General features: G+C 67.6%; 14 protein-coding genes. 5 read left to right on the top strand and 9 right to left on the bottom strand.

The window, feature by feature from the left end:
* Positions 1-14: 14 nt before the first annotated feature.
* The 3 genes from astB to BDI24065_RS21140 all read left to right on the top strand — a co-directional run bounded on the left by astB (position 15) and on the right by BDI24065_RS21140 (position 3,543).
* Entirely contained in the window at positions 15-1,355 is a 1,341-nt protein-coding gene (gene astB / locus BDI24065_RS21150) for an N-succinylarginine dihydrolase (RefSeq protein WP_175032913.1), read from the top strand.
* The gene (gene astE, locus BDI24065_RS21145; RefSeq protein WP_175032912.1) at positions 1,339-2,394 is read left to right on the top strand and encodes a succinylglutamate desuccinylase; all 1,056 of its coding nucleotides are present in this window, start codon (positions 1,339-1,341) and stop codon (positions 2,392-2,394) included. Before astB ends, astE begins: the two co-directional genes overlap by 17 nt.
* 354 nt (positions 2,395-2,748) lie before the next feature.
* The gene (locus BDI24065_RS21140) at positions 2,749-3,543 is read left to right on the top strand and encodes an ABC transporter substrate-binding protein (RefSeq protein ID WP_043182082.1); all 795 of its coding nucleotides are present in this window, start codon (positions 2,749-2,751) and stop codon (positions 3,541-3,543) included.
* Between the two features lie 122 nt (positions 3,544-3,665).
* On the opposite strand, the gene BDI24065_RS21135 is transcribed toward BDI24065_RS21140, so the two are convergent.
* A complete protein-coding gene (locus BDI24065_RS21135; protein WP_175032911.1) occupies positions 3,666-5,165 on the bottom strand; it encodes an HDOD domain-containing protein in 1,500 nt (499 codons plus the stop codon).
* A gap of 27 nt (positions 5,166-5,192) precedes the next feature.
* On the bottom strand, positions 5,193-6,935 hold the full coding sequence (gene cdpA, locus BDI24065_RS21130; protein WP_217481825.1) for a cyclic di-GMP phosphodiesterase CdpA: 1,743 nt from the start codon (positions 6,933-6,935) through the stop codon (positions 5,193-5,195).
* A gap of 279 nt (positions 6,936-7,214) precedes the next feature.
* Between cdpA and BDI24065_RS21125 the strand changes: the two genes are divergently transcribed.
* Positions 7,215-7,766, top strand: coding sequence for a peroxiredoxin (locus BDI24065_RS21125; RefSeq protein WP_089430805.1), 552 nt, complete (start codon positions 7,215-7,217; stop codon positions 7,764-7,766).
* Between the two features lie 87 nt (positions 7,767-7,853).
* Here the strand turns inward: BDI24065_RS21125 and BDI24065_RS21120 are convergent, their stop codons facing one another.
* Positions 7,854-8,483 carry an NAD(P)H-binding protein gene (locus BDI24065_RS21120; RefSeq protein ID WP_175032909.1) on the bottom strand — a complete coding sequence of 210 codons (630 nt, stop codon included), beginning with the start codon at positions 8,481-8,483 and terminating at the stop codon, positions 7,854-7,856.
* Positions 8,484-8,816: 333 nt separating this feature from the next.
* On the opposite strand from BDI24065_RS21120, the gene BDI24065_RS21115 reads away from it, so the two are divergent.
* On the top strand, positions 8,817-10,301 hold the full coding sequence (locus BDI24065_RS21115; protein ID WP_175032908.1) for an NYN domain-containing protein: 1,485 nt from the start codon (positions 8,817-8,819) through the stop codon (positions 10,299-10,301).
* Between the two features lie 79 nt (positions 10,302-10,380).
* Here BDI24065_RS21115 and BDI24065_RS21110 read toward each other — a convergent pair whose 3' ends face one another.
* The 6 genes from BDI24065_RS21110 to BDI24065_RS21085 all read right to left on the bottom strand — a co-directional run bounded on the left by BDI24065_RS21110 (position 10,381) and on the right by BDI24065_RS21085 (position 22,318).
* A complete protein-coding gene (locus BDI24065_RS21110; RefSeq protein ID WP_175032907.1) occupies positions 10,381-10,764 on the bottom strand; it encodes a VOC family protein in 384 nt (127 codons plus the stop codon).
* Between the two features lie 105 nt (positions 10,765-10,869).
* Entirely contained in the window at positions 10,870-14,178 is a 3,309-nt protein-coding gene (locus BDI24065_RS21105; RefSeq protein WP_175032906.1) for an efflux RND transporter permease subunit, read from the bottom strand.
* Positions 14,179-14,181: 3 nt separating this feature from the next.
* The gene (locus tag BDI24065_RS21100; RefSeq protein WP_175032905.1) at positions 14,182-17,295 is read right to left on the bottom strand and encodes an MdtB/MuxB family multidrug efflux RND transporter permease subunit; all 3,114 of its coding nucleotides are present in this window, start codon (positions 17,293-17,295) and stop codon (positions 14,182-14,184) included.
* Between the two features lie 15 nt (positions 17,296-17,310).
* Positions 17,311-18,681: an MdtA/MuxA family multidrug efflux RND transporter periplasmic adaptor subunit gene (locus tag BDI24065_RS21095; protein ID WP_175032904.1), complete on the bottom strand. Its 1,371-nt coding sequence runs from the start codon at positions 18,679-18,681 to the stop codon at positions 17,311-17,313.
* Positions 18,682-18,934: 253 nt separating this feature from the next.
* Positions 18,935-19,759, bottom strand: coding sequence for an IclR family transcriptional regulator (locus tag BDI24065_RS21090; RefSeq protein WP_175032903.1), 825 nt, complete (start codon positions 19,757-19,759; stop codon positions 18,935-18,937).
* Between the two features lie 594 nt (positions 19,760-20,353).
* Positions 20,354-22,318, bottom strand: a complete 1,965-nt coding sequence (locus BDI24065_RS21085; protein ID WP_175032902.1) for a PhoX family protein — start codon at positions 22,316-22,318, stop codon at positions 20,354-20,356.
* Positions 22,319-22,411: the final 93 nt, after the last annotated feature.

Raw genomic sequence — 22,411 nt, 5'->3', positions numbered from 1 at the left:
TCGAGGGAACGACGATGAACGCACAAGAAGCCAATTTCGACGGGCTCGTCGGCCCGACCCACAACTACGCCGGGCTGTCGTTCGGCAACGTGGCGTCGCTCAACAACGAAAAGTCGGCCGCGAATCCGAAGGCCGCCGCGAAGCAGGGGCTGCGCAAGATGAAGCAGCTCGCGGATCTCGGCTTTGCCCAGGGCGTGCTGCCGCCGCAGGAGCGGCCGTCGCTGCGCTTGCTGCGCGAGCTCGGCTTCTCCGGCAAGGACGCGGACGTGATCGCGAAGGCCGCGAAACAGGCGCCCGAACTGCTCGCCGCGGCGAGCTCGGCATCGGCGATGTGGACCGCGAACGCGGCCACCGTCAGCCCGTCGGCCGACACGAGCGACGGCCGCGTGCACTTCACGCCGGCGAACCTGTGCAGCAAGCTGCATCGCGCGATCGAACACGATGCGACGCGCCGCACGCTGTCGACGCTGTTCGCCGATCCCGCGCATTTCGCGGTGCATGAAGCGCTGACCGGCACGCCGGCACTCGGCGACGAAGGTGCGGCGAACCACACGCGTTTCTGCGCCGAATACGGCAAGCCGGGCATCGAGTTCTTCGTGTACGGCCGCGCGGAATACCGCCGCGGGCCGGAGCCGAAGCGCTTCCCGGCGCGCCAGACCTTCGAGGCGAGCCGCGCGGTCGCGCATCGCCACGGGCTTGCCGAAGAAGCGACGGTCTACGCGCAGCAGGATCCGGACGTGATCGACGCGGGTGTGTTCCACAACGACGTGATTTCGGTCGGCAACCGCGACACGCTGTTCACGCACGAGCGTGCGTTCGTCAACAAGCAGGCGATCTACGACACGCTGACCGCCGCGCTCGACGCACGCGGTGCGCGCCTGAACGTGATCGAGGTGCCCGACGCGGCCGTGAGCGTGAACGACGCGGTGACGTCGTATCTGTTCAACAGCCAGCTGCTGTCGCGCGCGGACGGCTCGCAGGTGCTCGTCGTGCCGCAGGAGTGCCGCGAGAACGGCAACGTCGCGGCCTATCTCGACGAACTCGCGGCCGGCAACGGCCCGATTCACGACGTGCTCGTGTTCGACCTGCGCGAAAGCATGAAGAACGGCGGCGGCCCTGCCTGCCTGCGCCTGCGCGTCGTGCTGAACGAAGCGGAACGCGCGGCCGTCACGTCGAACGTGTGGATCAACGACACGCTGTTCGCGTCGCTCGACACGTGGATCGACCGGCACTATCGCGATCGCCTCGCACCGGAAGACCTCGCCGATCCGGCGCTGCTCGACGAATCGCGTACGGCGCTCGACGAGCTCACGCAGATCCTGCGCGTCGGTTCGCTGTATGACTTCCAGCGCTGATTCCCGCATGGCCGCCGCGCTGCTCGACGACTTCCTCGCGTTCACGCTGACCGGTACCGCGCCGTCCGCGACGGACGGCACCTGCGCCGCCGGCGCCGTGCGCTGGCAATGGCTCGGCGACGGGCTGCTCGCGCTCGAACCGGTGGCGGCCGAGGCTGCCGGCACGGCGCGCGCGAGCGTGCTGGTGTCGGCCGGTGTGCACGGCGACGAGACGGCGCCGATCGAGCTGCTGTCGATGCTCGTGCGCGATCTCGCCTCGGGCGCGCTGCCGCTCGCGTGCCGGCTGCTCGTCGTGCTCGGCAACGTGCCGGCGATGCGCGCCGGCGAACGCTATCTCGACGACGACCTGAACCGCCTGTTCAGCGGCCGTCACGCGCAGGTGCCCGACAGCCGCGAAGCGCCGCGCGCCACGCAGCTCGAAGCGGCCGCCGCCGCGTTCTTCGCGGCCGCGCCGGCCGGCGCCGCGCGCTGGCACATCGACATGCACACGGCGATCCGCGCGTCGGTGTTCGAGCAATTCGCGCTGCTGCCGCACACGGGCACGCCGCCGACTCGCACGATGTTCGAATGGCTCGGCGAAGCGCGCATCGCGGCCGTGCTGCTGCATACCGCGAAGGGCAACACGTATTCGCATTTCACGGCCGAGCATTGCGGCGCGCTCGCGTGCACGCTGGAACTCGGCAAGGTGCGTCCGTTCGGCCAGAACGACCTGGCGCGCTTCGCGCCGGCCGATCGCGCGGTGCGCAAGCTCGTGTCGGGCGCGTCTTCCGGGATCGACGTTCCGTTGCCGCGCGTCTTCACGGTGATCGACCAGATCACGAAGCAGAGCGATGCGCTCGAGCTGTTCGTTGCGGCCGACGTCGCCAACTTCACCGCGTTTGCGCGCGGCACGGTGCTCGCGCAGGACGGCGATTACCGCTACACCGTGCAGCACGACGAGGAGCGCATCGTGTTCCCGAATCCGTCGGTGAAGCCGGGGTTGCGCGCGGGCCTGCTCGTCGTCGACACGACGCGCGACACGCTCGCCGCACTCGTCTGACGGTGCCGATAGCGCGCGGCCGCGGCAACCCGCGACCCGCGCATCGCCCGGCCACCATTCCCTTTTCGAGATGACACCCGCACGCCGCGCAGACGGCCCGCGGGTCGCGCTTGCGTATTTGCGACATCGTCTTGCAAGTTCGGCGGGCAGCCCGGCCGACGCCTGTGCACGCAGCGCAGCATCGCGTGTCGGCAGCTGCTTTGCCATACCGGGCCGCGCGGATTGGTACAATCGCGGCCTTGCGGCTGTTGCGCCGCATCACGGCGCGGCGGCATCATTGCGATGGTCATCCGACCCTGCAATGATGCATGCGCCCGTAGTTCCGGAACATTCGAGTATCGAGGAGAACACCTGATGAAGTTGGATTGGCGTAAAGTGGCCGCGCATGCGGTGGTGGCGGCATCGGCCGTGGCGGCAGGCAGCGCGATGGCGGCGGATCTGAAAGAGATCCGTTTCGGCGTCGAAGCCTCGTACGCGCCGTTCGAATACAAGACGCCCGACGGCAAGCTGACCGGCTTCGACATCGACATCGGCAACGCGGTGTGCGCGAAACTGAAGACGAAGTGCGTGTGGGTCGAGAACGACTTCGACGGCCTGATCCCGGCGCTGCAGGCGCGCAAGTTCGACGCGATCAACTCGGACATGACGATCACCGACCAGCGCAAGCACGCGATCGCGTTCACCGACGCGATCTACACGATCCCGAACCAGCTGATCGCGAAGCAGGGCAGCGGCCTGCTGCCGACCCCGCAGTCGCTGAAGGGCAAGCGCGTCGGCGTGCTGCAGGGCACGATCCAGGAAGCGTACGCGAAGAAGAAGTGGGCGCCGGCCGGCGTCGAAGTCGTGCCGTACCAGACGCAGGACCTGGCCTACGCCGACCTGAAGTCGGGCCGTCTCGACGCGACGTTCCAGGACGCGGAAGCCGGTTCGAAGGGCTTCCTGACGAAGCCGCAAGGCCAGGGCTTCGCGTTCGCGGGCGGTACCGTGAGCGACGCAGAGATCCTCGGCTCGGGCGTCGGCTTCGGCCTGCGCAAGAACGACGCGGCGCTGAAGACCGCGCTCGATCAGGCGCTGAAGGAACTGAAGGCCGACGGCACGATCGACAACCTCGCGAAGAAGTACTTCAGCGTGCCCGTGACGCTCAAGTAAGCGTCGCGTTCGATCGCACGATGCAAGCAAACCGGCCGCTGATGCGGCCGGTTTGTTTTTGGGAGGCGGGAAATGGCGGGAAACGGTGCGGCCAGCGGCGCGGGCACCGGCCGGCGGCCGCGTCAGGCCGGGAAGAACCGGCCCAGTTCGTGTGCGAGCTCGTTGAGCACGCTCATCTCCTGCTGCGTGATCTTGCGCGCGGGCTGCGCGCCGGCCCAGTCGCCGTACAGCAGCGCGACGGTCGTCGTGCCGACGCGCACCGGCAGCAGCACGAACGCGCGCGTATCGTCGAACGCGTCGAGATACCACGCGGGCAGGCGCTTGAGCATCTTCGGCTCCTGCGCCTGCTCGATGAAGATGCCGACCGAGTTCGAGATCGCGAGATGAAACACGTCCGGCTCGAAGCGCTCGTCGAAGCGCAGCCGGTCGAGCGTCGTATCGACGCCGGGGCCGAAGCCGAGGCGCGCGGCGAACATGCCGTCGTCGTGCCGCACGAACATCACGGTGCGCGTGAACGCGAGGCCGGCCAGCAGGCTTTCCGACGCGAGCGCGAGCACGGGGGTGAGCACGTGCTCGGACGGTAGCGCGCGCAGGTCCGCGAGGCCGGCTTCGAGGCATGCCTCGGGCTCGGCCTGCGCCCGCGCGATCGCATCGGCGTTTGCGCGCAGCTCGACGATCTCGCGCATCATGGTGTCGCTGGCTTCCTCGCGCGCGAGCCGCTCGGCGATCTCGACGAGCGCGTCGGATTCCATGTCGAGTTCCGCGCCGTAGTGCTGCGCGAGCGCCGCGATGCGCGCGTCGCGCTGCGGGCTCGCGGGCATCACGAGCGCGCCCGCGACGTCGGTCGAGCAGCGGCTGATCGCGCGCAGCCAGCGGACGCGTTCGGCCGGGCCGTCATCGGTCGCGTGGTCCGCGTCATGGTCGTCTTCGTCGTTGCCGAATGCGTCGGTGCGGACCACGTGGTCGTGGTCGGCCATCCCCGCGCGGATCACGTCCGGCAACCGCCAGCGCCCGGCCGCCTCGAGCCCGATCTCGTCGAAGCCGACGCCGAGCACATCGATGCAGGCGGCCGCTTCGTCGCCGTTCAGCTCGGCCGCGCGGCGGCGGATCCGGTCCCATTCGCTGTCGAGATAGCAGACGACCAGCAGCTTGCCGACCTGGCGCATCAGCGTGCAGACGACGGCTTCCTCGCCCGCGCGCAGCTCGGCGCGCTCGGTGAGCTTGCGCGCGACGCAGCCGGACAGCAGCGCGCGGTTCAGTTCGAGCTTCGCGTCGATACGGCGCGGCGTACTGTGGTGGAAATGATCGACGAGCTTGAGCCCGACGACCAGATGGCCGACGGCGTCCATGCCGAGCACCATCAGTGCGCGGGTCACGGTCGTGATGTTGCCGCCGAACGCCATGTACATCGCGGAGTTGGCGAGCCGCAGCACTTTCTGCGTGAGCGCGAAGTCCGACAGCACGACGCGCACGAGCGCGGTGAAGTCGAGGTCGTCGTTCTTCATCGCGGCCATCGTCGCGCGCAGCGATTCCGACAGCAGCGGGAAGTCGCCGCGTTCGTTCATCCGGGCCCACAGCTTGTCGAGCAATGCGGTGCGGGGCATGTGTTCGGTGATTGACATACGGATCTGTCCGGTTCGCCGCGCGCGTCAGGCGGCGGCGTGCAGGTGCAGCTGCTGCGCCTCGAAGCGCCGCGCGAGCTCCTCGGACGGCAGCGCCTGGCAGACGAGCCAGCCCTGGATATGGTTGCAGCCCATCTCCGTCAGCAATTCGCGCTGCGCCTCGGTCTCGACGCCTTCCGCGACGAGTTCGAGATCGAGTGTCTGCGCGAGGCCGACCACGGCCGACACGATCGCGCGGTCGTTGCGCGAGGTCAGCAGGTTCTCGACGAAACTGCGATCGATCTTCAGCTTCGCGAGCGGGAAGCGCTGCAGGTACGCGAGGCTCGAATAGCCGGTGCCGAAATCGTCGATCGCGAAGCGGATGCCGAGATCGGTCAGCTCCTCGAGCAGCCCCTTCGCTTGCGCGGGATCGTGCATCAGCAGGCTTTCGGTGATTTCGAGCACGATGCGGCGCGGGTCGATGCCCGTCAGCGCGATCGCCTCGCGCACGCTCTGCGTGAAGCGCGGGTCGCGGAACTGCTGCGGCGACACGTTGACCGCCACGTACTGCAGCGCGAGCCCCTGGCGATCCCAGGCGACGAGCTGCATGCACGCGGCCTTGAGCACCCAGTTGCCGAGATAGTTGATCAGGCCGATCGATTCGGCGAGCGGAATGAAGGTCGCCGGCGGCACGAGGCCGTGCACCGGGTGGCGCCAGCGGATCAGTGCCTCGACGCCGACCACCGCGCCCGACTGGCTGCGCGTGATCGGCTGGAAATGGAGCGAAAACTCGCCGTTGCGCACGCCGTCGTACAGGTCGGCTTCGAGCTTCAGCCGTTCGGCATCGGCCGGATCGTCGACGGGCGCGTGAAACGCGAGCGCATTGCCGCCCGACGCCTTCGCCTGCGCGAGCGCGTGGTCGGCGCGGCGCAGCAGCGGGCTGTGGTGCTGCGCGCGATGCGGCACGGCGCGCTCGTCAGGGTAGAGCGCGATACCGATGCTCGCGGACAGGTGCACGGTCTGCCCCTGGTACACGTAGGGCTCGCGCACCGCGGCCTGCAGCCGGCGCGCGAGCGCGTCGGCGGCATTGCTTGCCTGCGTGCGGTCCGGCGCGCCGAGCACGACCGCGAATTTGTCGCTCGCGACGCGCGCGAGCTGTTCGTTCGGCGTCACGAGCGCCTTCAGCCGCTGCGCGGTCTCGCGCAGCAGCGTGTCGCCCGCGTCGTAGCCGAGCGCGCGGTTGATCCGCTGGTAGTCGTCGAGATCGAGCAGCAGCAGCGCCGCGCAGGTGCCGTCCCCGTCGGCGGCCTGCTGCGCACGCATCAGCGCGGGCACGAGCGCGGACAGGTTGTCGAGCCCGGTCATCGGGTCGTGGTGCATTTCGTAGGTCAGGCGTGCCTCGAGCGCGCGCCACGACGACACGTCGAACGCCGCGATCGCAAACCCGTCGACCCCGTGGTGGCGGCTCTTGAACGCGCGGACTTCGACGTCCAGCGGGTAGGTGAGCGACTTGACGATGCACATCGTCGCCTTCTCGACCTGGCCGGAACGCGCGGCGCGCGCAAGCAGGCCTTCGAGCGCCGCGGTATCCTGTTCAGCGATCAGGTCGCGCAGCGTCAGCGTGTGCAGGTAGTCGCGGTGGTAGCCGATGAAGCGCAGGCTCGCGTCGGATACATACAGAAAGCGCAGCTCGCGGTCGACATGGGCGAGGAAATCCACCGTGCCGACCGTCTGTTCCAGCCAGTTGCGCACGGAGTCGTCGCGGCGCGGCGCGCCGGCGCGCGCGGGCATCAGCGCGCCGCCCGACCAGGCGAAGCGGCGCAGCGTATGCAAGGCGCTGCGCCAGGAGCCCTTGCGTGACGTCTGTTTCCTGTTGGCTTCCATGTTTCTCGCTGACGTGAAGGGCTGGAACCGGTTGTCCGGAAGGAATAACGGCAGACTGTGCGGAATCTTTAACGGACCGGCCGCGGGTGGCGCTACCGCTGGACCGGATCGGTCAGGCAGGTGTTCGACAGGCGAACGCCGGCATGGCCTACATCGAGGCTGACTGTATAAGAAATGAGGACGCAGATGAAGCGAAAACTGTTGCTGGGCGCCGCCGTGGCGGCACTGGTGGCCGGCCATGCGCTGATGGCGCAGGCGGAATTGAAGCCGGGTGCCGCGGCGCCCGATTTCACGACGCAGGCGTCGCTGGGCGGCAAGACTTACACGTACTCGCTTGCGGACGCGCTGAAGCAGGGGCCGGTCGTGCTGTATTTCTACCCGGCCGCGTTCACGAAGGGCTGCACGATCGAGGCGCACGCGTTCGCGGACGCCGTCGACCGTTACAAGGCTTACGGCGCGACGGTGATCGGCGTTTCGGCTGACAAGATCGACACGCTGACGAAGTTCTCGGTGAGCGAGTGCCGGAGCAAGTTCCCGGTCGCGGCCGATCCGGACGCGAAGATCATCCGGGAATACGACGCGAAGCTGCCGGCGATCGACAAGGCGAACCGCGTGTCCTACGTGATTTCGCCGGAAGGGAAGGTTCTTTACGAATACACGAGCATGTCGCCCGACAAGCACGTCGAGAACACGCTCGCCGCCGTGAAGGCGTGGGCCGACGCGCATCCGAAGCAGTAAACGGGTGCCCGCACGTCAGGGCGGCCCGTCGTGCGGGCCGCCGGTACGGAACGACGCGCCGCCCGCGTGGCGGCGCGCGCGAAGCCGCTAGGCGCGCAATGCCTGCTCGATCGGCACGCTGCCGCCGACGAAGCCGACGATCTTGCGCGAGATGCCGAGCTTGATCGCCTCGATCGCGGCCCAGGCCACATCCTGGCGCGACACGGGCGGGGCGGCTTCGAACCACGCGTCGGTGAGTGCGATCTTGCCGACACCCGGATCGTCCGTGAGCGGGCCGGGGCGCAGGATCGCGTAGTCGACGCCCGACGCGATCACGCGATCGTCGCCTTCGCGTTTCATCTGCGAATAGTGGTGCAGTGCGTCCGGGCCGAGCTCGGGCCGGTACGCGGACAGCGAACTGATCACCACGAGCTTTTGCGCGTTGTAAGCCAGCGCGTATTCGGCCGCGCGGGCGACCGCGTCGCGGTCGACCTGCTCCTCTTCGGCCGCGCCCTCCGATTCGGCCGAACCGGCCGCGTAGATCACGTGCGAGATGCCCTGGAATGCGTGCGAGAAATCGTTCGTCAGATCGGCCTCGACCACCCGTGCGCCCGCCAGCGCATAGCCGTGGCGGCGCACGAGCGCCGTGACCTCGAACTCCGGCTGCTTGAGCAGCAGATCCGCGCAGGCCTGGCCCGTTCGGCCGGTCGCGCCAATCAGCAGTACCTTCGTCGTCATGAAACCGCTCCTTGCTCGATGCGTCATCCTTCCAGATAGGGACGGACGACCGATAACTCAAGTGTAATGTCGATTTGCCCCTGCGGCGGGTGCGTATTAAGGGGCGTACCGGCGTCGGGCGTACCGGCATCGGGCGTGCCGGCATCGGACATACAGACACCGTGTGCCAGCAGGGCTGCCCGGCGCGGGCACGCGATCTGCGGGCGCGACTGGCATTCCGGTCGTCATTCATTCACACGGATGCGGGAATGACGCGCCGACCGGCTATCATGTGCGCGATGCATTTTTCGCCGCTACGTCATACAACGCGTCGGCCCACTGGTTGGAGTACACATGGCAATACCCCTGGACAACGTCAGCATGGCCGTGTTCTGCGACTTCGAGAACGTCGCGCTCGGCGTGCGCGACGCGAAGTACGAGAAGTTCGACATCAAGCCCGTGCTGGAGCGCCTGCTGCTGAAAGGCAGCATCGTCGTGAAGAAGGCCTATTGCGACTGGGATCGCTACAAGGGCTTCAAGGCGTCGATGCACGAGGCCAGCTTCGAGCTGATCGAGATTCCGCACGTGCGCCAGTCGGGCAAGAACTCGGCCGACATCCGGCTCGTCGTGGACGCGCTCGACCTCTGCTACACGAAGTCGCACGTCGATACGTTCGTGATCATCAGCGGCGACTCGGATTTTTCGCCGCTGGTGTCGAAACTGCGCGAGAACGCGAAGAAGGTGATCGGCGTCGGTGTGAAGAAATCGACGTCGGACCTGCTGGTCGCGAACTGCGACGAATTCATTTTCTACGACGATCTGGTGCGCGAGCAGCAGCGCGCGCTCGCGAAGCGCGAACAGCAGCAGCGCGCGGGCAACGGCGGCGCGAAGCGGCCGGACGAGCCGTCGCGCAAGCACGACATGGACGCGCGCAAGGCCGAGGCGATCGCGCTGGCGGTCGAGACGTTCGACGCGCTCGCGTCGGAGCGGGACGACGTCGGCAAGATCTGGGCGTCGGTGCTCAAGAGCGCGATCAAGCGTCGCAAGCCGGATTTCAACGAGTCGTACTACGGATTCCGCGCGTTCGGCAACCTGCTCGACGAAGCGCAGGCGCGCGGCCTGCTCGAAGTGGGGCGTGACGACAAGTCGGGCGCGTTCGTGTCGCGGGCACGCCAGTCGGCGGCTGCGGAGCACGTCGCGGCGGGCGGTGAGGGCGGCGGGCACGGCGGCGCGCACCACGGTACGCGTGCGGCCGAGCCGGCGCGGGCCGGGCGCAATGCGCAACGTCGCGGGCAGCGGGCGGAAGCGGTCGTGCACGAAAGCGTGCAGGTCGAAGCGGACGACGCGGAAGTGGCTGAGGTTGCCGAGGTGGCACCGATGACGTCGCCGGCGGAAACGGCCGAAGCGGCCGAAGTGGCCGACGCGCATGGCGATGCGAAGGATGGCCGCAAGCGCGCGCGCAAGACCGCGGCGAAGAAGGCAGGCGCGAAGAAGGGCGCCGCCGCGAAGAGCGCTGGCCGTCACGCGACCGGGAAGACCGAAGACGCGATCCACGACGGGGCGAAGCACGGCGGCGACAAGCACGCGCACGGCAAGCATGCCGACGACGCGCATCGCGACGCGGAGCAGGGCGACGAGCGGCATGTGACGGTGACGCACGCCGGGCCGGCGGCAGGCGATGCCGGTGGCGAGCGTGCCGCCGCCCAGCCGTCGCACGACGCGGCGCCGGTCGAAGCGGTGGCGGAAGCGCCGGCCGCTGCCAAGCCGAAGAAGCCGGCCCGCAAGGCCGCACCGCGCGCGCGTCGTCCGCGCAAGACGGCGGCGGACGCTGCCGAGTAACGTCGGTCGGCCGGATGCCGTCCCGAGCGGGACGGCATCCGCGCCACGATACCGGGCGGTGCAACGCCGGCCCGTCGAACTAGCCGTTCAGCGCATAAGGCTGCGTCATCACTTCGAGGAAGTGGCCGTCCGGATCGTCGAAATACACGCCGCGGCCGCCGTTGTGGCGGTAGATGTCACCGGGTTGCCGCTTCGCCGGATCGGCCCAGTGCGGCAGCCCGCGCTCGCGAATGCGCGCGAGCACGCGATCGAAGCCTGCTTCGTCGAGCAGGAACGCGTAATGCTGCGACGCGATCTCTCCCGGCTGTTCGTAAAAATCGAGCGATACGCCGTTGCCGAGCGGGACGACCAGCATCGCGCCGAACGGCGTCGGCGGCGGGAGTTCCAGCAGCTCGGTGAGGAAGCGGCTCGACGCGCGCTTGTCGCGGCACCAGACGATCGTATGGTTGAGCTGGACGTTCATGGTGTGTCCCCGTGAAGGGCCCCGCGGTGGGCATGGACTCACGATAGCCGATCGTCGCTGCGGTTCAAGCGCGAAAAAACGGCCGCCCGAGGGCGGCCGCTTTCATCACTCCCCGGCGACGGCCGGCCCGCCGGAATTCCCGCGGCGGTTGCGGCGTTTCTCGCCCCACACGCGGAACCGGTCCATGTACAGGTAGACGACCGGCGTCGTATAGAGCGTCAGCACCTGCGACACGATCAGGCCGCCGGCGATCGCGATCCCGAGCGGCGCACGCAGCTCGGCGCCGTCGCCGCTGCCGAACGCGAGCGGCAGCGCACCGAGCAGCGCGGCCATCGTCGTCATCATGATCGGGCGGAAGCGCAGCAGGCACGCCTCGTGGATCGCGTCGAACGACGACTTGTGGTTGTTGCGCGTCTGGTCGATCGCGAAGTCGACCATCATGATCGCGTTCTTCTTCACGATACCGATCAGCAGGATCACGCCGATCAGCGCAATGATGCTGAACTCGGTCTTGAACAGCAGCAGCGCCAGCAGCGCGCCGACGCCGGCCGACGGCAGCGTCGACAGGATCGTGATCGGGTGGATGTAGCTCTCGTACAGGATCCCGAGCACGATATAGACGGCCAGCAGCGCCGCGAGGATCAGGATCGGCTGGTCGTTCATCGACTGCTGGAACGCCTGCGCGGTGCCCTGGAAGCTGCCGACGATGGTCGGCGGGACGCCGAGCTGCGCCATCGTCTGGTAGATCACCTGCGTCGCCTGCGACAGCGACACGCCGGGCGGCAGGTTGAACGAGATCGTCGTCGCGACGAACAGCCCCTGGTGGTTGACCGACAGCGGCGTCGTGCTCGGCCCGAACGTCGCGATTGCCGACAGCGGGATCATCGTCGACTTCGACGTCGACACCGACGCACCCGACGACGCGCTCGACTTGCCGCTCGCCGCGATCGAGTTGAGCGCCTGGTTGCGCGCGGAGTCGGACGCGATCGCCGCGGCGCTCTGCGTGGCCGTGCCGGCGCTCGACGTGCCGGCCGACGTCGCGACGTAGGTGCCGGCGGCCGCGTTGGTGGTCTGCGAGCCGTTCGCGCTGCCGCCCGACGTGCTGACCCACACCTGGTTCAGCATCTCGGGGCTCTGCCAGTATTTCGGCGCGACTTCCATCACCACGTGGTACTGGTTCAGCGGGTTGTAGATCGTCGAGACCTGGCGCTGGCCGAATGCGTCGTACAGCGTGTTGTCGATCTGCGCGGGCTTGATGCCGAACCGTGCGGCCGTCGCGCGGTCGATCGTCACCATCGCCTCGAGGCCGCCTTGCTGCTGGTCGGAGTTCACGTCGGTCAGCTCGGGGCGCTTCTGCAGCGCCTCGGTCAGGATCGGCCCCCACTTGTACAGGTCGGTGCTCGAATCGCCGAGCAGCGTGAACTGGTACTGCGCGTTGCTCTGCCGGCCGCCGACGCGGATGTCCTGCGCCGCCTGCAGGAACGTGCGCGCACCCGCGACGTCCGCCAGCGGCGGACGCAGCTGCTGGATCACCTGGTCGGCCGACAGCTTGCGCTCGGTGCGATCCTTCAGCGTGACGAACATGAAGCCCGAGTTGGTCTGCGTGCCGCCGGTGAAGCCCGCGACGCTCTTCACGTTCGGGTTGCTCTGCACGATCCGCATCATCTCGGAGAACTTCAGCTTCATCGCCTGGAACGACGTCGACTGGTCGGCCTGGATGCCGCCGATCATCAGCCCGGTGTCCTGCTGCGGGAAGAAGCCCTTCGGCACGACGATGTACAGGTAGACGTTCAGCCCGACCGTCGCGAACAGCGTCAGCAGGATCAGCAGGGGCCGGCGCAGCGCCCACGACAGCGAGCGCTCGTAGCCGCGCTGCATGCGGGTGAAACAGCGTTCCAGGAATCGCGCGAAGCGGCCTTCGCTCTGCGGTTCGTGCGACTCGGGCAGCAGGCGCGCGCACATCATCGGCGTGACCGTGAGCGACACCGCGAGCGACACGGCGATCGCGAGCGACAGCGTCAGCGCGAACTCGCGGAACAGGCGCCCGACGATGCCGCCCATCAGCAGGATCGGCAGGAACACCGCGACGAGCGAAATGCTCATCGACAGCACGGTGAAGCCGACCTCGCGCGCACCGTCGAACGCGGCCTGCATGCGCGACTTGCCGTTCTCGATATGCCGCGAGATGTTCTCGAGCACGACGATCGCATCGTCGACGACGAAGCCGGTCGCAACGATCAGCGCCATCAGCGACAGGTTGTCGATCGAGAAGCCGAGCAGGTACATCGCGCCGAACGTGCCGATGATCGAGATCGGCACCGCGACGCTCGGGATCAGCGTCGCGCGCCAGTTGCGCAGGAACAGGAACACGACCATCACGACAAGGCTCACCGCGATCAGCAGCGTGTGCTCGGTGTCCTTCAGCGACGCGCGGATGGTGGTCGAACGGTCGAGCACCGGCGTGACCGTGATGTCGGCCGGCAACGACGCGGTGAGCTGCGGCAGCGCCGCGCGCACGCGGTCGATCGTGTCGATGATGTTCGCGCCGGGGGAGCGGTAGAGGATCACGAGCACCGCGCGCTTGCCGTTCGACAGGCCGAGGTTGCGGAGATCCTCGACCGAATCGACGACGTCGGACAGGTCGGACAGCCGCACGGCTGCGCCGTTGCGGTACGCGACGACGAGGTCGCGATACTGCGACGCCTCGGACGCCTGGTCGTTCGTATACAGCTGGTAGTGCTGCGGGCCGAACTCGATCGCGCCCTTCGGCGCGTTGGCGTTCGCGGACGCCAACGCGGCGCGCACGTCCTCGAGGCCGATTCCGTAATGGAACAGCGCTTGCGGCTCGAGCTCGACCCGCACGGCCGGGTTCGCGGAGCCGCTCACCGTCACCTGGCCGATCCCGTCGATCTGCGACAGCGACTGTTGCAGCACCGTCGACGCGGAGTCGTACAGCTTCGCGGGCGACGAGGTCTCCGACGTCAGCGACACGATCATGATCGGCGAGTCGGCCGGGTTGACCTTGCGGTAGGTCGGGTTGCTCTTCAGCGCGGCGGGCAGGTCGGCGCGGGCCGCGTTGATCGCGGCCTGCACGTCGCGTGCGGCGCCGTCGATGTCGCGGTTCAGGCCGAACTGCAGGATGATCCGCGCGTTGCCGACCGTGCTCGTCGACGTCATTTCGGAGACGTCCGCGATCGAGCCGAGGTGCCGTTCGAGCGGGCTCGTCACGCTGGTCGCGACGGTCTCGGGGCTCGCGCCGGGCAGCGACGCCTGCACCGAGATCGTCGGGAAGTCGACCTGCGGCAGCGGCGACACCGGCAGCTTGACGAACGCGAACAGGCCCGCGAGCGCGACGCCGATCGCGAGCAGCGTCGTCGCGACGGGGCGGGTGATGAAGGGGCGCGACAGGTTCATCGCTTACGCATCCGTGCGCGTGCCGGCTTGCGGGCCGTGGCGTTCGAACCAGCCGCGCACGCGGCGCGCGAGCGAGTCGAAGCCGAGGTAGATCACGGGCGTCGTGAACAGCGTCAGCACCTGCGACACGATCAGGCCGCCGGCGATCGCGATCCCGAGCGGCTGGCGCAGCTCGGAGCCCGCGCCGGAGCCGACGATCAGCGGCACCGCGCCGAGCAGCGCGGCGAGCGTCGTCATCAGGATCGGCCGGAAGCGCAGCAGGCACGCCTGGTAGATCGCCTCGCGCGGCGGCTTGCCTTCGACGCGCTCGGCCTCGAGCGCGAAGTCGATCATCATGATCGCGTTTTTCTTCACGATACCGATCAACAGCACGATGCCGATGATCCCGATGATGTCGAGGTCGTGCCCGGTGACGATCAGCGCGAGCAGCGCGCCGACGCCGGCCGACGGCAGCGTCGACAGGATCGTGATCGGGTGGATGTAGCTCTCGTACAGCACGCCGAGCACGATGTACATCGTGATGACCGCGGCGAGGATCAGGAACAGCTGGTTCGACAGCGATGCCTGGAACGCGAGCGCCGCGCCCTGGAAGCGCGTCTGGAACGACCCGGGCAGCCCGATGTCCTTCTCGGCGGCGTCGATCGCCTTGACCGCCTCGCCGAGCGACGCGCCTGCCGCGAGGTTGAACGAGATGGTGGTGGACGGGAACTGCGACAGGTGCGCGACCAAGAGCGGCGACGGCCGCTCGTGGAACGACGCGATCGACGACAGCGGCACCTGGCCGCCGCCGGCCGACGGCAGGTAGATGTCGTTCAGCGATTGCGCGTAGTGCTGCTCCTTCGGCTCGGATTCGAGAATCACGCGGTACTGGTTCGACTGCGTGAAGATCGTCGACACGATGCGCTGGCCGAATGCGTCGTACAGCGCGTTGTCGACGGTCGCCGGCGTGATGCCGAAGCGCGCGGCACTCGCGCGATCGATCTCGATGTAGACGGACTGGCCGTTGCTCTGCAGATCGGTCGCGACGTCGGCGAGCGACGGCTCCTGCTGCAGCCGCGCGACGAGCTTCGGCACCCAGGTCGAGAATTCCTCCGAGTTCGGGCTCGTCAGCATGAACTGGTACTGCGTCGGGCTGACGGTCGAGTCGATCGTCAGGTCCTGCACCGACTGCATGAACAGCGAGATGCCGGTGATGTTCGACACACGGTGCTGCAGGTCGCGGATGATCTGCGCGGCCGTTTCGGAACGGTCGTCGCGTGCCTTCAGGTTGATCAGCATCCGGCCGCTGTTCAGCGTGATGTTGCTGCCGTCGACGCCGATGAACGACGTCAGGCTCTCGACGTTCGGATCCTTCAGGATCTCGGCCGCGAGCGCCTGCTGGCGTTCGGCCATCGCACCGTACGAGATCGACTGCGGCGCCTGCGTGATCGCCTGGATCACGCCGGTGTCCTGCGCGGGGAAGAAGCCCTTCGGCACGTAGACGTACAGCAGGCCCGTCAGCGCGAGCGTCAGCAGCGCGACGACGAGCGTCGAGCGCTGGCGGTTCAGCACCCATTCGAGCGCGACCGCGTAGCGCGCGATCACCCAGTCGATCGCCTGGTGCACGCGCGCTTCGAAGCGATGGCTTTCGGGCGGCGGCGAATGGCGCAGCAGCTTCGCGCACATCATCGGCACGAGCGTGAGCGACACGATCGCCGAGATCACGATCGTTACCGCGAGCGTGATCGCGAATTCATGGAACAGGCGCCCGACCACGTCGCCCATGAACAGCAGCGGGATCAGCACCGCGATCAGCGACACCGTCAGCGAGATGATCGTGAAGCCGATCTGCTTCGAGCCCTTCAGCGCGGCCTCGAGCCCCGTTTCGCCTTCCTCGACGTAGCGCGCGATGTTCTCGATCATCACGATCGCGTCGTCGACGACGAAGCCGGTCGCGATGGTGAGCGCCATCAGTGACAGGTTGTTCAGCGAGAAGCCGGCCATGTACATCACCGCGAGCGTGCCGATCAGCGACAGCGGCACCGACAGGCTCGGGATGATCGTCGCGTAGATGTTCGCGAGGAACAGGTACATCACCAGCACGACCAGCCCGACCGCGAGCAGCAGTTCGAACTGCACGTCGCGCACGGCGGCACGGATCATCGTCGTGCGGTCGGTGACGATCTGCACGTCGAGCGCGGCCGGCAGCGTTTCCTGCAGCTTCGGCAGCTGCGCCTTGATCGCGTCGACCGTCTGGATCACGTTCGCGCCCGGCTGGCGCTGCACGTTCAGGATGATCGCGGGCTCCTTGTTCACCCACGCGCCGAGCTTGGTGTTTTCGGAGCCGGCGACCACCGTCGCGACGTCGGTGAGCATCACCGGGCGGCCGTTCTTGTACGCGACGACCGCGCTGTTGTACTGGTCGGCGCTCGTGAGCTGGTCGTTCGCGTTGATCGTGTACGCGCGCGTCGGGCCGTCGAAGTTGCCCTTCGGCGTGTTCACGTTCAGGTTCGAGATCGTCGTGCGCAGGTCGTCGAGGTTCATCCCGTATTGCGCGAGCGCGGTCGGGTTCGCCTGGATCCGCACGGCCGGGCGGTTGCCGCCCGACAGGCTGACGAGGCCGACGCCCGCGATCTGCGAGATCTTCATCGCGAGGCGCGTGTCGGCGAGATCCTGCACCTGCGTGAGCGGCAGCGTCTTCGACGTGACCGCGAGCGTCAGCACCGGCGCGTCGGCCGGGTTGACCTTCGCGTAGATCGGCGGGGCAGGGAGGTCCGACGGCAGCAGGTTGCCGGCCGCGTTGATCGCGGCCTGTACTTCCTGTTCGGCGATGTCGAGCGGCAGGTCGAGCGAGAACTGCAGCGTGATCACGGACGAGCCGGCCGAGCTTTGCGACGACATCTGGTTCAGCGACGGCATCTGCCCGAACTGCCGTTCGAGCGGTGCGGTGACCGACGAGGTCATCACCTCCGGGCTCGCGCCCGGGTAGAAGGTCTGGACCTGGATCGTCGGATAGTCGACTTCCGGCAGCGCGGCGAGCGGCAGGAAGCGCAGCGCGACGAGACCGGCCAGCATGATCGCCGCCATCAGGAGGGCGGTGCCGACCGGCCGGAGAATGAAGAGGCGGGATGGATTCATCGAGCGGCCCGCGCGTTACTGGGCCGCGGAGGCCGCTGCCTGCGACGCGCCGTGCTTGTGTTCGCCGCGATGGCCGCCGGCGCCCGATGCCCCCGACGCCGCAGCGGCGCCGCGCGTGCCCGACGCGCCTTTCGGCTTGTCGGCCGGGATCGAGATCGTCGCGCCTTCGCGCAGGCGGTCGGAGCCGTCGGTCACCACGCGCTCGCCGAGTGCGACGCCGCTGACGATGCTCGTGCGTTCGCCGTCGACCGGGCCGATCGCGACCTTGCGCACCGTCACCGTGTTGTCGGATTTCACGACGTAGACGAACTGGCCGATCGAGCCGGTCAGCACGGCCGAGGTCGGCACGATCGTCGCGTTGCGCAGCACGTCGACGAGCAGGCGCGTGTTCACGAACTGATTCGGGAACAGCATGCCTTCCTTGTTATCGAAGTTCGCGCGCAGCTTGACGGTGCCGGTGCTCGTGTCGATCTGGTTGTCGAGCGTCGCGAGCGAGCCCGTCTCGAGCGGCACCGTGTTGTTGCGGTTGTACGCGGTGACCGACAGCTTCTGGCCCGCGTTCACCTGCTTGAGGATCTGCGGCAGGTTGTCTTCCGATGTCGTGAAGATCACGCTCATCGGCTGCAGCTGCGTGATCACGACGAGGCCGTTGGCATCGCCCGGCGTCACGTAGTTGCCGGGGTCGACCTGGCGCAGGCCGACGCGGCCCGACACCGGCGCGGTGATGCGCGCATACGTGAGGTTCAGCTTCGCGGAATCGATCGCGGCCTGGTCGGTCTTCACCGCCCCTTCGTATTGCTTGACGAGTGACGCCTGCGTATCGACGGTCTGCGACGCGATCGAGTCCTGCGACAGCAGCGTCTGGTAGCGCTTCAGATCGAGGCGGGCCGTTGCGAGCAACGCGGAGTCGCGCGCGTGCGTGCCTTCGGCGTTCTCGAGCGACACCTGGTACGGGCGCGGGTCGATCTGTGCGAGCACGTCGCCCTTCTTGACGATCTGGCCTTCCTGGAACGCCACCGATTGCAGGTAGCCGGACAACTGCGTCTTGACCGTCACGTTCGCGAGCGGCGTGACGGTGCCGAGCGCGGACAGCACGATCGGCATTTCACCCTGCGTCGCGGTCGCGACCTGCACGGGCTGCGGAATGTTCGCCATTGCGGCGGGGCCGCCGCGACCGCGGTGGCCGCCGGCAGCACCGGTCGCGCTTGCGCCCGCGCCGCTCGCGGCAGTGCCGGTTGCCGGCGTGCGGTTCCACGGGTGCCACCACAGCAGGCCGCCGATGACGACGACCGCGAGCGCGCCGGCCATCAGCGTGCGGCGCGGGCGCCGCGCGGCGGGGGACGCGGGGTCTTTCGAAGGAGGCGTGGGCTTTTGTTCGTTATCCATCGTGATCTGTCAGGAAGACGGCGCGGCGTGCCGGAAATCGGACTGCTGGGCTGCGCGTGGGCGAGCGGTGCCGGGAGGGGGCGCCCGGCTCGGTCCGGGGCCCCGCCGGCCTGCGCGGGAAAAGAGCGGTGCGCACCGCGAATGCGGCGCGACGATGGGCATGATCCTACGTCCCGTCCCCGTTACAGTCCAGTGGTCTATCTTTCATCGGGTTACGGTCGTTACAGAACGCGACAGGACGATGACGAAACGATTACACGGCGATGCGCCGGGCCGGTGCGCCGCCGATTTCGCGCGTGATTTTCGCGATGCATTCGTGCAGCGCGGGCACCACGTGTTCGTTCAGCCATTCGGGCGGGCACTGGTGCGACGCGCCACCGCAATTCACCGAATAGCGCTGGCCCGACGGGCCGACGAAACCGGCCGCGACGGCATTCAGGCCTTCGCGCCATTCGCCGATCGCGATCGCGTGGCCGTCGCGCATCGCATCGTCCAGCGCGGGGTTCAGGCGTGCCGATACATGCGGCCAGTCGTCGCCCGCCGTGGTGCGCAGCGACTCGAGCAGCAGGCGGCGCTCGTCGTCCTCGAGCGCGGCGAGATACGCGCGGCCTACCGCGGTGCGCGCGATGTCCATCCGCGAGCCGATTTCGAGGCGCGTGACGAGCACGGCCGAACGCGGCCGGATCACGTCGATCGCGACCATGTCGAGCCAGTCGCGCACCGCGAGGTGCACGGACAGCGACGTGCGTTCGGCCAGCTCGATCATGAACGGCCGTGAGCGCGCGCGGATGTCGAAGTTGCGCAGGAAGCCGTGGCTCAGTTCGAGCACCGACGCGGTGAGCACGAAGCGCTCGCTGTCGGGCAACTGGAACAGGAAGCCGGCGCTGACGAGCGTCGCGGTGATGCGCGAGACGGTCGGCTTCGGGATGCCGGTCAGTTCGGTCAGCTCGCGGTTGCTGACGGGCGCATCAGCCGCCGCGATGCGGCGCAGCACGGCGAGGCCGCGGGCGAGGGCGGTGATCTCGTCGGGCGACGATTCACGGTCCCGCGACGCGGGAGGGGTTACAGTTGTCGACACGAGGGATTCTCTCTAATTCCGAAACTCGATTTCAATTTTGTTGGTATTGTAGGACTATTGTCAAAGGATGCATGTTCTGCTGGCAAACCGGTCATTGGATGAGATTTTACGGGTTCACCCTTGGTTTATTAGGAAAACGCTCAAATGAGCGTTGCCAGAAAGTGCATGAACCGGTGCAAATACCGCTTGACTTGTCGGGCGGAAACGGAAAGAATGTCTCACGTTTTCGAAACATCGTTTCAAGAGTTTAACCGGCAACGATGTTTCGCGCAGTCTCTCAGGTTCTAGCACGGCCCTCGGAATGGCTAGAACTTTTTTAGCGCCACGGTCTCCGTGGCGCTTTTTTTTGCCCGTCTTTCCGCTCGTCCGCCCGGACGAGTCAGGCCCGCATTATCCCCCGATCGTCGAAACCCCCTGTTTGAACGCGGGCGGTGTCTGTTTGCGCGCGCGCTTTGTGCGATTCGCATGCGCAAAAAAAAAGCGCGATACCCGCATTGGGCATCGCGCATCAAACGGCGTGGAGCGCCGACGAATGAACGGTGATGAAGAACGGCGGGCCCGGCCAAACGGGCAGGCCCTCCTCGCGTGGCCCGGTCAGGCCTTCGCGAGCTTGATGCTGGTCTGCTCGGCGGTCAGGTAGCCGACGCTGGCGCCGAAGCGGTCCTTGAAGTTCGCGCGCACGAGCGGATCGAGCGTCGGCTTGACCTTGTCGTGCAGCGGCGATTCCCAGTCGCCCGCGTGCTGGAAGTTGCTCATGATGTAGGTCCAGCCGTTGATCTCGTCGACCGCGTGCAGGCCCGTCGATTCGGCGCCGGCCGGGCACGACAGCACGCGCACCAGCGACTTCGTGTCGACGTTGTAGGCCCACAGGAAGTTGTTCACGTGCATGCCCGAGTCTTCGCCGATGAAGAGCGTGCGCAGCTTTTCGGAGAACTTCAGGTTGTCCGGGTTCGCGATCTTGTCCGGGTTCGCGAGGTTGCCGAGGCCATCGGCCGCGGCGAGATCCTCGCCGACGAGCGCGGCCGGCGCGCCCATGTCGACCGGCACCCATTCGCTGTCGATCGCGCTGCCCGTCGTGTCGCGCTGGCTGCCCTTCAGGTTCAGTGCATAGACGGCGCCCGCGGCGATCTTCTTGTCGACCGCGACGTCGCGCGACACCGCATTGCCCTTGACCATCGACGTCTCGATCCGCGACATCGCCGTGTAGACGATCTTGTCCTTCGCGTTCACGGTCGTGCCTTCGAGCTTCGTGAAGCCCATGCTGCCGCCGAGCAGCGCCGCATAGCGGTGCGTCTCGAGGAACGCGGCCGCCTTTTCCATCCCCGGCTTCACGCGCATCCAGTTGAACTTGCCGCCGAAGTGGATCTTCGCGTAGCTCGCATCGTTCGGGTCGGTGGTCGTCAGGTCCATGATGTCCGACGCCTTCAGCGTGTTCGCGAGCGCTTCGATCTCGCTGCTCGTTGCGTGGCCGATCCTGATCCACGTGAGCGTCGCGGTGCCCGCGCCGGCGGACGACGTCTGCGTCCACTTCGCGACGTACAGCGTGCCGGCCGACAGGTCGGCCGCCTTGTCGGCGACGAACATGAACAGGCCGCCGTTGGTTGCGTCGTCACCCATCATCACGGTGCGCTGGTCCGGCATCACCTGGATCAGCTCGTGCGAGATGCGGCCGAGGCAGTAGTGCTTCTTCACGGTGCCCGTGCCGTCCGGATTCACGGTGATCTCGGGCAGGTGGCCGTAGTGGTAGGGGTTCGCCTTCGTCTCGTCGCCGAACGTGTTCTTGCTGAACGCCTTGAACTGCGCGTCGGTCGCGACCTTCGTCGCGTCCGGCTCGTACTCCTCGCTCGACAGGTGCGTGCCCCACGGCGACAGGCTCGCGCCGCACGTGATCCACAGGCCGTGCGCCTTCGACGTGTCGACGTTGTGGTACTTGACGACCTTCAGCGCGCCGTTGGCCGGATCCTGGTCGAGCGTCAGCACCGCGATCGGCGACGGCAGCTGGCCGTACTGCGATGCGCTGGCCTGGTCGCGCGTCGTGTATTCGAACTGCACGACGGCGAACACGGTGTTGCCCTTCACGCCGGGCACGTTTGCGTTCTTCAGCGTCAGCAGCGAGCTGCCGTCCGGGCAGTCGGAATAGAACTGGCGCTCCTTGCCGGCAACCGAGCGATCGATGATCGGCTGGTTGTTGATGTCGTAGTAGCCGCCCGCGAGCGTCGTGCCGCCCTTGCCGTCCGGCACCATGTCGCCCGTCACGAAGAACGGCCGGTACGCCAGCTTGAAGTTGCGCGCGGAGCCGTCCGAGAACGACACCGACAGCGTCGAGCCGACCGTCGTCGTGGCCATCGCGGCCGCGTTGTCGAGCGAAGGCGCGGCCATCGCCGAGAACGTCGCCGACGTGTACGCAGCAGCGACCGGGGCCGGCGTCGACGCCGGATTGTCGTCGCCGCCGCAACCCGTCAGCAGGGCCGGCAGCGCGAGGCCGGAAAGGGGAAGCATCGGCGCACCGGCGAGGATCTTCAGGGCCTGACGACGGGCAGCATTGGGCAACGCGGGCATGTGGAGTCCAGTTTCAGTTGTTGGAAGAATGGCCTTCGCGAAGCAGGTGCTCGGCAAGCTTGGCGAAGGCAAATTGAAAACTGGACGGAAGTG

The organism is Burkholderia lata (genome assembly GCF_902499025.1).
GTDB lineage: Bacteria > Pseudomonadota > Gammaproteobacteria > Burkholderiales > Burkholderiaceae > Burkholderia > Burkholderia lata_C.
The sequence above is the reverse complement of the archived record's forward strand: the minus strand, read 5'-3'. Positions and strand labels throughout refer to the sequence as shown.